We start from the raw sequence: 14,626 nt of genomic DNA, 5'->3' as shown, positions 1-14,626 counted from the left end.
GTAAGGACCATAAACCCAATTGCCACTGCTCAGCTGCAGCCAATTCCCATTTTTAACAACCACAGGTTTGAGTACAGCTCCATTGGGAACACAGGCGACAGCTGCGGAAGTATCGCTCGGACCTTTGCGTGCAGTCAAACAACCACCACTTGGAGTGCTTACTTTGATTCCTGTTTCCAAAGCCGCAAACACTGGAGCTGTTACACTCAGACTCGCTAACCAGACCGCACATCCTAGTAAACCGAGCCAAGCAGTGTTGGGAATTTTAAACCAGTTGAGGTTGAGTTCTCTTAGATCTAGATCACAATCAATACCTACTGCTTCTTCATAGGATTCATAGGAATGAGTGTAAGCAAGTACTTCCACGTTTTTCTCCTTTTTTAAGTTTTATTAAGTTTTGAGGCAATTATGATCACAATTCTCCCTAAAGTTGGGGGAAAACTGATGGCTTTGCTGTCAGCTGGAAGACCCAAGGGTAATCGGTAATCGGTAATCGGTAACTGACCCAACTATACTTGATGTCATTCTTTTGTTCAGCAAAACAAAATAGATGGCTGGAAAAAGATTATAAGACAATTTCCTACCATATGGGAAAATTTAAGCAAAAAAAAATAATTGCCTGATTAAACGATAACTTTGTGTGAAGGGATCCCATAAGCGCGTTTATATCTGGGTTGTAAACAGACTTCTTGCTGTAAAAGGCATGGATGGAAGAGGCTTGCAGACAAGAGGGGAAAGAGCTCCGAAGTTTTATTGGACAAAAAAAAATACCATATAGGTTTACATCTCATTTAAAAAGGCTATATTGCACTAGACAAAAAACCAACCCTATCCCCAGCCAAATTAAAAAACAATACCTTGTCAGCTCTAAGGCTTGGTTAATTTTTCCTGGTGTGATCTCGTAGGTAGGTTTCCCTAATAAGGGTTTTTGCTTGACAACACCACTGTAAACATTAGTCCCTCCCAGCTGAACCTCCAAAATCACAGCAAAAGCCGATTCACTCCAGCCAGAGTTAGGACTCGGATCAGCAATAGCATCACGGCGACATAGACGCCAGACCTGCTGAGGTTTTCCAGACATCAAGGCTAGGGTCAATACGGTTAATCGACAGGGGATCCAGGTTAGTAAATCTTCAAATTTAGCACTAAACCAACCTAAATTCGTGTAAGGCTCTCGGCGGTAACCGACCATCGAATCTAAAGTACTGGCAGCTTTATAAGCTAAGGCCAGAGGAACACTACCAACCCCAGGAATCAACGCTCCAACAATGGCATAGAACAGAGGGGCTGTGACCCCATCGGTAGTGTTTTCCGCCACCGTTTCTAGGACAGCTCGTAGGATTTCCGACTCACAAAGATTTTCTGTATCACGACCAACATATTGACTTAATCTAGAACGGGCTAGTTCTAATTCTCCGGCAGTTAAAGGCTGTAATACATCCATTGCTGCTGCTCGAAGAGAGCGAGCAGCAAAACAACTGGCTAGCAAGATCGTTCCTATGCCTATACCCAAAAAGGGATTGAGCCAGATTCCTAGGAAGACAATAAACCATCCAGCTACTCCACTCCCAATAATTAGTCCAATACCCAACCCAATTCCTGCTAGGCGTCGTTGCCAAGGCTGCTGCCAGAAATGAATTGCTAGCTGAGTGAACTTAGAGATTACCCAGCCCATAACCTGCACTGGATGGACCCAACCCCAAGGATCACCGATCAGATAATCCAGACTAGCCGCCAGCAGCAAAATGACACCATTAGTATGGTTATTACCCAGGATTTGAAGCACTACTTTCTAATTTTATCGACATTCTCTTCCCAGTTAGCCCCATCGAAAGGGACAATGGTAAATCGAGATAGAACATCACCGTCAAGACAACGTAGGTTGACAGAAATCCCATTGGGATGAGAGCGGGGTCGATAGAAAGGATGAATGCCACAGATTTTGCAGAATGTGTGCTTGGCCGTGTGAGTGTTGAAGGTATAACTAGTCAACACTTGATCTCCCTTAAGTAAGCTAAATTGCTCAGGGGAGACAATCACGTGTAAGATGCCCTTTTTTTTTACACATCGAACAATTGCAATCAATTGCCTCATGCTTGTTGACAATTACCTGGAAGCGGACAGCGCCACAATGACAGCCTCCCTCATAAGTAATCGGTTCGTTACTCTTTTTCATCTTCAGAAAAATTGATTCAAACAACGAAACTGGTTTCTTCTCCCATAGCCGCTTGCCAACTACGGGCATCATAATAAAGATCGGCAAGAGTTATAGTGTACAATGCTTCTTTAAGCTTTTGATGCAAACGATGCCAAAGTGTAAATGTAACCCAGTCTTCGGCTTGACCAGCGTCTGGGGTATGGTGAGGTAGTGGTTCGATGGTTTCACCCACTGCTTCTAGGATTTTGCCGAGGGAAATTTTTGTGGGTTCATGGGCTAATTGATAGCCTCCTTGAGCTCCACGAACTGACTTGACTAAGCCAGCACGACGCATCTCAATCAGTAGTTTTTCTAGATATGGAGCTGGTAGACCTTGCCGTTTAGCGATCGCTCTAACCGATGTCGGTCCATACCCTGGTCTTAGGCTCAAATCTAGTAGTGCCTTAACACTGTAGTGTCCACGAGTGGTGAGCTTCATAATAAAATAGCAATCCAATCGGAAAGTGGACGTGGGAGTTAACGGGACAATTTTTTTGAAAGACTAAAGTCGGAAACGATTTTATGACCTGTTTAAAGATCACGCTCGTTTAATGCACTCAGCTATCAGCATCAAGAGCAGGGGGAACCAAGGAACCCTCTCATCCTGAAGACTATACTTTGAGCGGTATGCTTTTAGCTATCGGCTTCAAGGCAGAAGCTTATATCTTAGACTATCAATGGCTGATAGCTGATAGCCCGCCCTTCTGAATGCAACAGCTCAAAGAAACTATAAAATAGTTTCACCCAATGGAGATAGCCATTGACTTGTGACAGGGATGGAAAGTACAGCTGGCTGGTGGGGAAATTGCCTACAAGAGTAGCCCATACTCTTTTAGGCAACTTTCCCCTGACCCTAGGCAATTTTCCTGTGACCCAGATGCTCAAAGTTGTTCACAACCTATTCACAACCTATTGGTGTAGTTGAACGGTAGTTAAAAACTGACTATTAACGAACACATTTGACACTCTGGGTGTAATATAGTCTCATATACTGATATTAAACTAAGATTTTGTTATCTTAGTTGACAGTCAGTCCAGTAGAAATGCTGGATACCACTTAAGTCCTTAGTATTAGATTCAAGTTGATGGCTAAAAAGAAAAACATGGCTGCTCCGATCGTTCCTCTGCAGGGGCAAGAATTGCTTGATAAAGTAAAACAGCTAGGTAACCTGAGCAAAGAAGAAAAAGCTAGAGCCTGTGGCTACTACACCGTGACAAAAAACGGAGTAGAGCGAGTCAATATGATGAAGTTCCTCAATGCCCTTATTGATGCCGAGGGGATTGAATTAGACAGCAAAGTCAATGGCAATGGTCGTGGCGGACGCAGTGCCAGCTATCGGATTAGTGTGCAGTCTAACGGCAATCTTCTGATTGGCTCAGCTTATACGAAACAAATGGGTTTACAACCAGGCGACCAGTTTGAAATCACTCTGGGACGCAAGCACATTCACCTTAAACAAGTTGATGAAGCAGATGAAGAAACACGTGAAGCATCCTGAACCGAATAGACAAGGCTTAGAACGTCGTAATCGGTAAATGTGCTGTCGCTCAAAACGTCAGCATTCCGCCGTCAGTTATCAGCATTAGCGCTACTTGAAACCCTGTGCAAGTAGCCATTCATGATGCCCTCAAGAGAACCAATCCACGAGGCTTTAAACGGTAAGCGTGGTTTGAAAAGGAGCCCATAAGCTTACTCTCTTGATAAACCCAGGCTCCCAAAACATTAGCTGTTTGCAAAGGCGAAAAGTAGCGCGTCAGCTGACTGCTGATAGCTGAAGGCCAACCCGATCACTGTCTGTTAAGAAAGCGGTGTATCAATTTCCATCCCCATTTATGGAAACTTCCCAATAAGGCTTTTAATAAGTCAATTGGGATATTGTATAAATAACACCCAGTCAGGGGCATCATCAATTCTTCTGGCTGGCTTCAATTTCCATTGCTCAAGGAGACCAGTATTAAGCAATAATTAAGTTGAACTAGCTCAGAAATTCCAAAATCCCATGGTCAGAAGACATCAAAATCAGTAGTGAAATATAGGTTCCCCAGAATAAAATTACCATAAATTGTCTATCCCGTCGCGCAACCAACATCCCTGCTATAACCATGGTTAAAGGGACACAAGCGAAGAAAAGCCAGGAGCTGAGGTCAGGAGCTTTTGTAATTCCAAAGTGAAGCATCACAGTAATGGTAGCAAGACCTAGCAAACTCAAACCAATACTCCAAAAACGGGGATAAGATTTGCCAGAAGGCCAATGCCAAATCTCTGTCAGTTGGGCTCCACCAGCAAGGGCTAATGCTGGGTAAACTGGCAACACATACTCAGGCAATTTAGTGACAAAAAAGGAAATGGCGATCAAGTAACCGCCAGCCCATACCAGTACTAATTTAGCCCAGCCCCAATGGCGATTCTGCCAAGCCTGCTGTAACCAGTAGTAAAAGAACAGTAACCAAGGTGCAGAAAATTTTAAAATTTCCCCCAGGTAATACCAAGGGAGGCGATTTTGCCCATCCTCTGCTTTCCAGATCGGGCGTAGGGACTGGTAGAGAATGTCTTGAGTTGTAGTAACGGCTCTTTGATCCTGTACCAGCAATGGAACAGTGTACCAAGCAATAGCAGGACTATAGCCTAAAAGCAATCCCAACCACCAATAAGTAGAGGTCAGCAGTCTGGGGGTATCCCATGCTAGAAACAACAAAGTGATCGCTGTGATCAACAATGCCTCCACGATCCCCTTAGTAAGGAAAATCAAGCCTAATCCGATCCCCGCTGCCAGTGACCAGCGTGAGTCCCGACGCGATCGCAACACACACCACATCATCAACACCACAAAGCACAGATTAGCTCCATCCAGGATGGCCATACGCCCATAATGGGCTATTGGTAAGAAAGTTAGGTAAATCAAGCTAGAGAAAATAGCTTTCTGACGGCAGGGGAAGATTTCTCTAGCAAGACCATAGACTAGCAGTACCGACAGAACACTGAGGATGGCACCAGGTAAGCGCGTAGTCCACGGGTTGACACCACCAAACTGATAAGCCACCGCAATTAGCCAGGCTAGTAGGGGGGGGTGTTCAATTAGGGTTTCACCTTCGAGAGTTGGGTAAAGCCACTGCCCAAATTCACCCTTTGCTGAAAGTAGTTGACTAGCAAGATTACCTATGCTTTCCTCTACCCCTTTCAAGGAACCACTGCCCAAATTGATGCTAAACAACAATAGTGCTGCCAGGAGTAACCCTAACAGCGACAATCTCTCAATCCAGCGTTGAGTTCTACGTATGCGGTTTCCCGAGCCACCCCAAATAAACGTTTTATGATCCATAAATTTACTTTTACCTTTACCTTTACCAATAATTCATAATTAAACCTAGAAGTTTAACAAAAAACCATTAAGGAAGCTAATTTTACCCTTCCCCACCAGACCACGAGCCATAATCCAATTTTTCGCTTCTACTTGGGGGATTATCCCACTGCTCTTCGCCATCTTATCTACTCTACTAACCCCGTTGTCTGGTGTTATTGACCACCGCAGTACACTTTTAACCTTTAACCTTTCAATTATGTCCGAAAACTAATCGTCTCTAACTAATCGTCTCTAACTAGTTAACAGGCAATTTTATTAAGCTGTTTACCCTTAGTGATGGAATGTCCTTTGTGGAACTGAGGGTGCTCGACTATTCAGCATGAATTAAAACTTAACTTTTTTTTAAATTACCAATCAACGTAGAAAAACCTTTGAGCTATAACTAGTGTGAGCTATGGGTCAAATCAATGATTAGATTGGTGAGCAATGGCAAAGTCTGACAATTATACACAAGATAAAAACAATATCAACAAAACTAATTAGACAAGTAGCAGCTGTACATGGTAACAGACACTCTCAAACCTCCCCATGACTATTTACACTCGCTCGGTGTTATCTCCGGGAGGAAGTGTTGGTCAGCAATCGTTTAAGTAAGGCACAACAGCAAACAGCTTTGCTTATACTCTTGAGTAATTCAAACTTGAGTTTTTCTCAAGAGTGTAACCAAAGTTAAAAAATATTCTCCAGAATCCTTACCTGTTCACTGTTCCGAAGTTCTGAAGTTGCCTACTTCTGTAATAAGTCCTATGAAAGTGATACACTACCAGGACACAAAGGGCATGCTTAAGATAGGCTATAGACGGTTTTATTACTGTGACCTATAGCTCAGTCATTGACCATCGACTGCTACGAGCAATGTTCTAGAACTTACCTCAAGTTCAGATTCACTGCTAACCGATCACTTGTTGACCAAGCCAGCCCATGGAGTTGAACACAGAATAATGAGGAATTTCTACCTAAGTTGATCACTTGCGACACTTACGCATATGGAAAGCTCATTTGAACTAACCCTACAGATGGTTATCGCCATCTTCGCTGGGATCAGTGCCCAGGTAATGGGTGAGTATATCAAAATTCCCAGCATTGTCTTTTTGCTGATGTTTGGCACTCTACTCGGACCAGATGGCTTCGGTCTTTTGTACCCACAGAAGCTAGGGGTTGGTCTAGAGGTAATTGTTGCCCTCTCAGTGGCAGTTATTCTGTTTGAAGGAGGGCTAAACCTAGATCTGCGGGAACTGGGTAAAGTGTCTGGTAGCCTGAGAAATCTAGTTACCATCGGAACACTGATTACCCTATTAGGAGGTGGCATGGCGGCTCACTGGCTAGGGGAGTTTCCTTGGCCGATTGCTTTTCTCTATGCCTCTCTAGTGGTGGTCACCGGACCAACGGTGATTAGCCCTCTGCTAAAACAGGTAAAAGTGGATCGACGTGTAGAAACCCTCCTAGAAGGGGAAGGGGTTCTCATTGATCCAGTCGGGGCAATTCTGGCAGTGGTTGTCCTGGACACAATTTTAAATAGTGATGGTGGTGCAAATGCAGCATTTGTTGGTCTAGGTCTTCGTTTGAGCATCGGTGCTGTTATTGGAGGCTTAGGGGGCTGGTTAATGGGGTTTCTTCTCAAGCAAGCACGCTTCATCTCAGAAGAACTCAAAAACTTGGTGGTACTGGCTGGCATGTGGGGTTTGTTTGGCTTGGCTCAGATGGTTCGCTCTGAATCCGGTTTGATGGCAACGGTAGTGGCTGGAGTAGTTATGGGAGCCTCTGACCTGCCTGAAGAGCGCTTGTTGCGACGCTTCAAGGGACAATTAACTGTCCTTGGGGTTTCCATGTTATTCGTACTGCTCTCCGCTGACCTCTCCATCGCCAGTGTTTTTGCCCTAGGCTGGGGCAGTATCTTTACCGTCTTGGTGTTGATGTTGGTGGTGCGCCCCATCAGTGTAGTAGTTTGTACTTGGAATAGTGATCTCAATTGGCGGCAAAAATTATTTGTGTCCTGGATTGGTCCTAAGGGAATTGTCAGTGCTTCTGTGGCTTCCTTGTTTGCCATTCTCCTAACGGAACGGGGGGTTAATGGTGGTGACTCCATTAAAGCCTTGGTATTCCTGACAATTATGTTGACGGTAGTGTTACAGGGTTTGACCGCTCGCTGGGTCGCCAAATTGCTAAAACTTAACCCAGAGGAGGAGGCAACTGGTGCTGTAATCATCGGTTGTAATTCCATGAGCCGTCTGATTGCTCGTTTGTTTCAAGAGCGAGGAGAGTCTGTTGTGCTGATTGATACAGACCCAGAAGCCTGCCAAAAAGCAAGGGACGAAAATCTGCGAGTTTTCCAAAGCAGTGGTTTGGATGTGGATGTTCTAGAAGAAGCTGGCATCGAATCGGTAGGAACGTTCCTAGCAATGACCAAGAATGGTGAGATTAACTTGGTATTGGCTCAACGAGCAGCAGAGGAGTTTAATCCACCGCGAGTCTTAGCAGTGTTTCCTCGTGACCCCCAAGTCAATAGCAACAACAATAAAACCAAGGTTAATCAGGCCTTCATTGCACAACTACCGATCAAAACTTGGATCCAGCACATTAATGATGGGCAAATCAAGTTGGGCAAAACCACTCTCAAGGAAGCTGGATTTGGTTTTCAGCGAGCTCATCTAAATGCCTTAATTCGCTCTGGAGAACTGGTACCTTTGCTAGTGGAGAGGGAAAAGAGTTTTCAAGTGGCGAGTGGCAATGAAGATTGGCAACCGGGGGATAATATTATTTACTTGCTCCATGACCCTAGACCAAAACTTCTGAAGCGTTTATCCGGTGGGACGTCTTCGTCTCGTCTGGCCCTCGAAAAGCTACCCAAAGTCGAGGAATTGCCAATTGCTACAGGGGCATCGAATTCAACAGTAGATGAAAGTAGTGTGAATTAGCTGTATAGCAAAGGGAACAGCGGATCTGGGAGTAGGCAATATGGCATCAAAAATTATCACAATTCCTACACGGATCCCTGTTGCACCTAGAAGCCAAATAATGCTATTAGATGATAATGGCATTATTTGGTTGATAATCCAATAAAATTCACAAAATCTATCGGGTTAAATCTTTTGCAAGTTAATTTATAACTTGCTTTTTTTTTGCCATCAAAGAGATTAATTTTACTATAAATGGGGACGGGTTTAGTCCTAATATAGCGCTACGGGCAAGTCCGCAAGTAAGAAGTAAGAAGTAAGAAGTAAGCTAGACTCACGTTTCGGAGTTTAGGAGCGATGCAGAGGTGCCTCCCCATGACCGCGCTGCATCAAGACAATGTCAAACATCTGAATGCGTAGTGCTATAGAACCTAGTTGATATCTTTTTAAGCAGTAGCTAATCTTTTCAAGATCAGTCGAACAAAACACAAACCTTACTTGGTATTAGCATGCTCAAGATTAGATGTAGGGTGGGCAGTGCTTAGCCAAACAATTGTCAGCCTTTGAATTGGTATTAGGCACTGCCCACCAGACCAGTAGTTTTATTAAAAATCTAGAGAAGATGTCGGTTGGCAGTGCCTATAAAACCGATTACAAACTGATTTTATCCCTCTAAAGCACTGCCCACCCTAGGATTAATCTCTATTGCAAATTCCCGATTCCTTCATTCTTCATTCTTCATTCTCCATTCTTCATTCTTAATTCTTAATTCTTAATTCTTAATTCTTAATTCTTCATTCTTAATTTTGCCGATTTGTTAATAAAAAAAATTTTCTAAACCCCTTGACAATATATTTATTTATTGATAAATTAATAGTGTCCACAAAATCAATCCATAATTTCAGATGAGTAACAATTTTCCTCCTTCCGACAACCAAAGTCCTAAACCCAAGAAAGCCAAGCTCTTATTGATCGGTTCTCCTGAAAAGGTTCGCAAAACAATTAATGCCATTTATTCCCTTAAGTATGCGGAGCCAGAGGAGTGGAGCACTCCCGAGCCCACCGGAAAGCCTGGTGAGGTGATGACTTTTTTGATTCGATATTTTTACGTAGATTAAGATAGGATTTTGCCAGGGTTGCCCCCTGGCAAATCAGGACTGGTGAAGGATGTTTTGTGAAGGAGGATGAAGCAGCATGAAGCAGAATGAGTTGGAATGTTATTGCTTTTCAGCAGTTGCTGAATAACTCGGGAATCATGTCATAGTTGATCTGAAATTATCGATAGTTGAGTGCAGCTTAGCTGTATTTGTGGAAGGTTAAAGTACAGAATTCGGTCAAGGATTGGGGTTAACCCAAACTTGACCGATTTTTTTTTAGGGAGATAGGGAGATAGTGCAGTGTGTTCCCGTAGCGTGACCTTAGGTCAATGTTGAAGCGCTAGCTTTTTGGGCTAATCGCCTATCTTGTATGGTGCGTTAAAAAAGTGTAGCGCACCTGTTTAACTATCAGTAATGGGTTCGCGTAGCGGCTCATACCGAGCATCGCTTTTTCAACCAACACACTGAAACGGCTACAAGTTAGGTTGCAAAAGGGTTTTGAGTTTTGAAGTGGAGTTAATGGGTTGAGTCGAGATCAAAAAATTGGTGCTAACTCGAAAAATTCCAAAATTGGGTTTTGAGATCGTCTTAAGGGTGTAGAGACGAAGGATAGAAAATCAAATTTTGTCCAAAGTCTAAAACCACTCGAAAACCAAACGAGTTAAACTCTGAAAATAAAAATTATGAATGATCGAAAACTCAAAGAAGTGAAAGAATGGTTGGAATACATAAACCAACCTTTTATCCCTGGTATGCTTGTTCAATCCTTCAAGGCTCCAGGAATTATGGCACCTACAAACGCATCAGGAGTTGGGGACTATGTAGCAAAAGCTGCCGCCGCTGCAACCCCAGGAACTGCACCTGGGAGTATTTTTGAGGGGATGCAGACTGTTGCCAATCTTTGTCGAGTCAAAGCCAATTATAATCCTCTAGATGTAGAGGGTAACGGTAATTTTGCTCATTTTCTTCAATTTACGCAAAATATTGCCGATGTACCTTTCCTGAGTTTACTCAACTCAAGTAGCCAAGAAATCGAGCAAAAAAGTAAAAACTCAGACATCCTAATAAACAGTTTTGTAGATGGCTTTGTCGGACTTGCAGAAGAGGACAAAGATGCGGTTACTAATTCCGTGAAAACTCTGGCTAAGGCTGCACTTTCTTATGCTGGACAAGTAGAGACAGGCTCCAATTTTGCACAAAACTTATTGCAGACCAATTCTTCGGGAGATGTGCAATTCTCATTGTTCAACAGTATATTTACAATAAAGTCCGAAAACAACAAAGGTACTATCACTTTCGAGTCTTCTTACAAGCTATATCGAGCTGTATATCAACTATCTGCGGCTAGTTGGGCGGAGATTAAACCTGTATTTGACCAACAACAAAAAACGGATACAAGTGAATGGCTTAAGAATATGACCACTAAGCCGAAAGGGTTAGGAGCAGCCAGCACTCCATGTCTTGATTAATTATCGAGGCTGTTACCTCTGAGGGAATAGGAAACAAGCAATGAGAAAAAACCGTTCCCTCTTGCCTTAATTTAAAGCCTTTTATTTCAAGAAAAAAGACGTTTTATAGAGGTTTAAATCTTCCTCAAACGATTCGCTTTTCTAGCGTTAATTTTAACTTGAAATATGGATATAATTGGTTTACTTTCGGACATCCATTCGCTAATACTTGTAAGACTTGGAATAAAAAAAATGACGACTATATCTTCAAATTCTGATAATAAGTTGCTGGTAATTACCAGCCTCACCGGAACTGACCAACAAATGGTGTTGAACCAAACTAAAGGGCTTCAGCCTCCAGTTCCCTCTAAAGGAAGTCCAAACTATCAAGTTTTCCTTAAAAACTTCCTACACAGTCCAGCTAACAATATATCTACCATTGCCAATTTTCTCCGAGAACAAGCGAAATGGGAGATAAATTCGGTTGAAAATTATCAAAATTACTTGAATTTATTCAATAATGCTCCCTTTCTTGTAGGTTATAGCAGTTCTAACCGTGAGATAAAAAAGAACTATAATTCTGTTTGTTCTTTACTGTCTGGAATTTATGCAATTGCTAACGTTCCCACACAAAAACAAGATAATGAATACGGTCTGAAAAAATTCTTGCATGGAGACTTTGAAAATGCTCCCAAAAACCTGACTATAATTACCCAGAATTTACAGGCTACAGAAGGGCAATTGATATTGTCATTTACGAAATCTAATTTCATCATTTCCTACTTCCCTCCTCAAGGGATCAATATATCCCGAAAACCCACATATAAAATTTCAGTGGATGTTGACATTACGACATGCACAGTTGCAGGACCTTTGTACTTTGAACAAAATGGGGAACAATTTTTGGGATTAGGGTTCATTAATGTAACGGACTGGATAACCGAAACTTCCACTCCAATATCAATTCAGGAGAAAGTTATTTTTCAGGAAAAACCCTCAGCCCAAGCGTTAGCTGCCAGTAATTCCATCCCCAGCTTGATTCAGAGTCACCAGTTCATCTCACAAGCTCATACTGATTTGGTTGGTTTAGTCCGACTAAACTATCCTACCTTATTATCTCAAACAACGCAACAGGAAAAGGTTGTCACGGTAGTATGGGATAATTCTGCTTTGAAGAGCAATGATTTAGACAGCAGTAATATTGTCCCCTCTGGAAATATTACTGTTGCAACAGCTCTTCTTGCAGGCTTTAGCTACTTTTTACTTAGTGGAGTGTATTTTAGCATTACTGGGGCTACAGCAGGTAAAACAAATTTTAACTTCACCTACAATGGTACCCTTTCTGCTTCAGCAGTTCAAGCTCTCTTGGTTCAAGGATCTAACATAACGCTCGTTTAGTCCCAAAAACGTCCTTTTTAGTACGATCGCCTGCTCTTGTAGGGTGCGTTAACAAAGTGTAACGCACCTCTTTAACTATCAGTAATAAGAGCCATTATCCATAGGTTATCAATTCATTCCCATAATCTCTGAATTGGATAAGCATCAAATTTAGTATCCCGACTAATCAAAACAAGGGATCTATTCATGGCTTGAGCGATCGACATTCTGTCAAATGGATCGCGATGATCTAGAGGTAGATAACAAGTTTGTAGGGTGTCAATAAATGAAATAGGTAGTAAGAGAATATCTGAGGATTCAAGTCCAGTCTCAATAGTTTCAAAGACTAAATTCATACTTCAATTCAGCAACGCCTAAATTTGGTCTGTTCAGCCACTCCTAGGCGTGCTTTTTCAGCTCTAAAACCCCTATTATACCGTTCATAAACAACTATGATACTAAGGAGATACTTAAGTATGTGTAATTTTGAGCATCTTGAAACCCATAAACTGTTTCTGTCGTTTACCCGCGAACAAGTAAATGCCAACATGGCCACTTGGGCTTATACCACCGCTGCAGGGCATCAGCAATATCAACTGCCATGTGCAAACCATGGCATTGACTTGTATCAGATTACTTATAAATCCAAAAACTGTTTCGCCACCGCCGATGCACCACCGCTGATTTTATCTGGTCTGGTAGCTATTCCGCAAACCTCTGAAACCCTGGCGATGGTTAGTTTTCAACATGGCACAATGAGTCAAAAGATTGATGTGCCCTCTAATTTTAACTTCCAAAGTCAGTCAGCCGTTTTTGCCTTTTCCTCAGGCAATTATGTAACTGTTTTTACGGATTATCCAGGCTTAGGGATTAATCCGGGGTGGCATCCCTATGTCATGTCTGATCCAAACAGCCAGGCCGCTATAGATTGTATCCGAGCCGCTCGTGAACTTCTGACCTACCTTAAGCTGAATTTCAGCAACGACCTCTATGTGTCTGGTTATTCCGAGGGAGGTCTGATAGCGATGGCGGTAACTAAAAGTATCATCGAGATGAAATATCCGACCTTTAACCTCAAGCGATCGGCACCGCTTTCTGGTGCATATCGGTTGGCTAGCCCGTTCAAAGATGTGTATCTTTCGGCTAACTTCCGGGCGGCCGCTTTTGTCTCTTATTTTGGCTACCTTTTGATGACCTGGCAGAATTATTATGGCGGTATTTATGAGAGTTTGCAGGATGTTTTTCGTTATCCGTTTTATAGCACACTGCCCCGGTTATATGATGGGGCTCTACCTCTACAAACTACCACATTGCTTATTCAACAGGCGATGAAGGAGCAGAAACCTCAGGTCCCCCATCATCTGATCAACCATTTGGGTTTGGGAAATAAACAGCTACTCGAAGAGCTCACCTTATTGGGGAATACATTTACAATTGAGTTCCTGGAACGAATGGTGATCCAAAACTCAAACGATCCCCTCGTTAAACGTATTCAGGAAAATGCCCGTTATGATTGGTCTTGGAAGAATCCCCCAGTCACGATGGAGATGTTGTTGGTGGGGGCGATGGGGGATCAGGAAGTTTTCTTTGCTAATACTTTGGAAACCGTAAAAGCAATGCGAAAAAAGGGGGTGGGACCGACCCAGTTAAATTATATTGATCTGGGTCTTGACTATAGCCACGACTCTGCTGTTACCCCTGCCCAGGCCGCAGCTCGACTTTTCTTTGACAATGGATTCGATGATCCAGCCTTCAGTAAGTTTGGCCGCAATCCGTCCTGACTGGAGTTTAGACTAACCAACCCCAAGGACTTGTCCCCTAGTTCATCTGGATGAGATAACTAAAAGTTTATATAATCTTCCTCTTGTCCAGATGAAATTGAAACGATTAAAAGAATGGAGTGAAAGGGTCTACAATCAGATAGGAGCAGCAAAAGACGCAGTTTTTGAATTGATGGATGCCACATTGTTAAGTGCGATCGCGTAGGGTGGCCATAGGCCAATCGCTTATTCTAGGGTTAACGCTCCCATATAAAAATCCACAACCAAACGCTTTGTTCGTAACCACAAAACACCTAAAAGACTATTTACCAGCTCATCTCCTACTAACACTTCAACCGTAAACTCCTCTTCCTCAATAACCACCTTGCACTCATATAGCGTTTGTATTTGAGATGTGAACATAGGATTGATATAAAAAGCGATGCAGCGCGGTCTTGGGGGTTTCCCCCATGAGCGACTGCATCAAGACA

At 42.8% G+C, this 14,626-nt stretch carries 11 protein-coding genes and 2 pseudogenes; 6 read left to right on the top strand and 7 right to left on the bottom strand.

The window, feature by feature from the left end; translation table 11 throughout:
- The 4 genes and pseudogenes from AC4II3_RS13625 to AC4II3_RS13610 form a co-directional block, all read right to left on the bottom strand.
- A partial coding sequence (locus AC4II3_RS13625) for an SH3 domain-containing protein (protein WP_490722827.1) occupies positions 1 to 366 on the bottom strand: 366 nt, incomplete at its 3' end.
- A 421-nt stretch (positions 367 to 787) separates the two neighbouring features.
- Entirely contained in the window at positions 788 to 1,786 is a 999-nt protein-coding gene (gene cbiB / locus AC4II3_RS13620; protein WP_488010636.1) for an adenosylcobinamide-phosphate synthase CbiB, read from the bottom strand.
- A pseudogene (locus AC4II3_RS13615) lies at positions 1,786 to 2,176 on the bottom strand (GFA family protein). Before AC4II3_RS13615 ends, cbiB begins: the two are co-directional and overlap by 1 nt.
- A gap of 16 nt (positions 2,177 to 2,192) precedes the next feature.
- Positions 2,193 to 2,636: an Rrf2 family transcriptional regulator gene (locus AC4II3_RS13610; protein WP_488010634.1), complete on the bottom strand. Its 444-nt coding sequence runs from the start codon at positions 2,634 to 2,636 to the stop codon at positions 2,193 to 2,195.
- 646 nt (positions 2,637 to 3,282) lie between these two features.
- Between AC4II3_RS13610 and AC4II3_RS13605 the strand changes: the two genes are divergently transcribed.
- Complete coding sequence (locus AC4II3_RS13605; RefSeq protein WP_488010632.1) at positions 3,283 to 3,696, top strand: AbrB family transcriptional regulator; 414 nt, start codon at positions 3,283 to 3,285, stop codon at positions 3,694 to 3,696.
- A gap of 477 nt (positions 3,697 to 4,173) precedes the next feature.
- On the opposite strand, the gene AC4II3_RS13600 is transcribed toward AC4II3_RS13605, so the two are convergent.
- Positions 4,174 to 5,517 carry an ArnT family glycosyltransferase gene (locus tag AC4II3_RS13600; protein WP_488010630.1) on the bottom strand — a complete coding sequence of 448 codons (1,344 nt, stop codon included), beginning with the start codon at positions 5,515 to 5,517 and terminating at the stop codon, positions 4,174 to 4,176.
- Between the two features lie 1,028 nt (positions 5,518 to 6,545).
- Here AC4II3_RS13600 and AC4II3_RS13595 point away from each other — a divergent pair.
- The 4 genes from AC4II3_RS13595 (at position 6,546) to AC4II3_RS13580 (ending at position 12,396) form a co-directional block, all read left to right on the top strand.
- Positions 6,546 to 8,474, top strand: a complete 1,929-nt coding sequence (locus AC4II3_RS13595; RefSeq protein WP_488010628.1) for a cation:proton antiporter — start codon at positions 6,546 to 6,548, stop codon at positions 8,472 to 8,474.
- Positions 8,475 to 9,358: 884 nt separating this feature from the next.
- Positions 9,359 to 9,571 carry a hypothetical protein gene (locus AC4II3_RS13590; RefSeq protein ID WP_293073429.1) on the top strand — a complete coding sequence of 71 codons (213 nt, stop codon included), beginning with the start codon at positions 9,359 to 9,361 and terminating at the stop codon, positions 9,569 to 9,571.
- 662 nt (positions 9,572 to 10,233) lie between these two features.
- The gene (locus AC4II3_RS13585; RefSeq protein ID WP_488029258.1) at positions 10,234 to 11,019 is read left to right on the top strand and encodes a hypothetical protein; all 786 of its coding nucleotides are present in this window, start codon (positions 10,234 to 10,236) and stop codon (positions 11,017 to 11,019) included.
- Between the two features lie 165 nt (positions 11,020 to 11,184).
- Positions 11,185 to 12,396 carry a hypothetical protein gene (locus tag AC4II3_RS13580; protein ID WP_488013803.1) on the top strand — a complete coding sequence of 404 codons (1,212 nt, stop codon included), beginning with the start codon at positions 11,185 to 11,187 and terminating at the stop codon, positions 12,394 to 12,396.
- A gap of 113 nt (positions 12,397 to 12,509) precedes the next feature.
- Here AC4II3_RS13580 and AC4II3_RS13575 read toward each other — a convergent pair.
- Positions 12,510 to 12,719 (bottom strand): annotated as a pseudogene (locus AC4II3_RS13575) (PIN domain-containing protein); the annotation flags it as partial.
- A 132-nt stretch (positions 12,720 to 12,851) separates the two neighbouring features.
- Here AC4II3_RS13575 and AC4II3_RS13570 point away from each other — a divergent pair.
- A complete protein-coding gene (locus AC4II3_RS13570) occupies positions 12,852 to 14,156 on the top strand; it encodes a hypothetical protein (protein WP_488013801.1) in 1,305 nt (434 codons plus the stop codon).
- Between the two features lie 225 nt (positions 14,157 to 14,381).
- On the opposite strand, the gene AC4II3_RS13565 is transcribed toward AC4II3_RS13570, so the two are convergent.
- Positions 14,382 to 14,558, bottom strand: coding sequence for a hypothetical protein (locus AC4II3_RS13565; RefSeq protein WP_488013799.1), 177 nt, complete (start codon positions 14,556 to 14,558; stop codon positions 14,382 to 14,384).
- Positions 14,559 to 14,626 lie beyond the last annotated feature (68 nt).

It is taken from the genome of Moorena sp., from assembly GCF_982860115.1.
The sequence above is the reverse complement of the archived record's forward strand: the minus strand, read 5'-3'. Positions and strand labels throughout refer to the sequence as shown.

Coding starts and splice junctions, on each gene's coding strand:
- AC4II3_RS13605 (WP_488010632.1), top strand. CDS start 3,283: ATGGCTAAAAAGAAAAACATGGCTGCTCCGATCGTTCCTCTGCAGGGG.
- AC4II3_RS13570 (WP_488013801.1), top strand. CDS start 12,852: ATGTGTAATTTTGAGCATCTTGAAACCCATAAACTGTTTCTGTCGTTT.
- AC4II3_RS13580 (WP_488013803.1), top strand. CDS start 11,185: ATGGATATAATTGGTTTACTTTCGGACATCCATTCGCTAATACTTGTA.
- AC4II3_RS13595 (WP_488010628.1), top strand. CDS start 6,546: ATGGAAAGCTCATTTGAACTAACCCTACAGATGGTTATCGCCATCTTC.
- AC4II3_RS13610 (WP_488010634.1), bottom strand. CDS start 2,636: ATGAAGCTCACCACTCGTGGACACTACAGTGTTAAGGCACTACTAGAT.
- AC4II3_RS13565 (WP_488013799.1), bottom strand. CDS start 14,558: ATGTTCACATCTCAAATACAAACGCTATATGAGTGCAAGGTGGTTATT.
- AC4II3_RS13590 (WP_293073429.1), top strand. CDS start 9,359: ATGAGTAACAATTTTCCTCCTTCCGACAACCAAAGTCCTAAACCCAAG.
- AC4II3_RS13585 (WP_488029258.1), top strand. CDS start 10,234: ATGAATGATCGAAAACTCAAAGAAGTGAAAGAATGGTTGGAATACATA.
- AC4II3_RS13600 (WP_488010630.1), bottom strand. CDS start 5,517: ATGGATCATAAAACGTTTATTTGGGGTGGCTCGGGAAACCGCATACGT.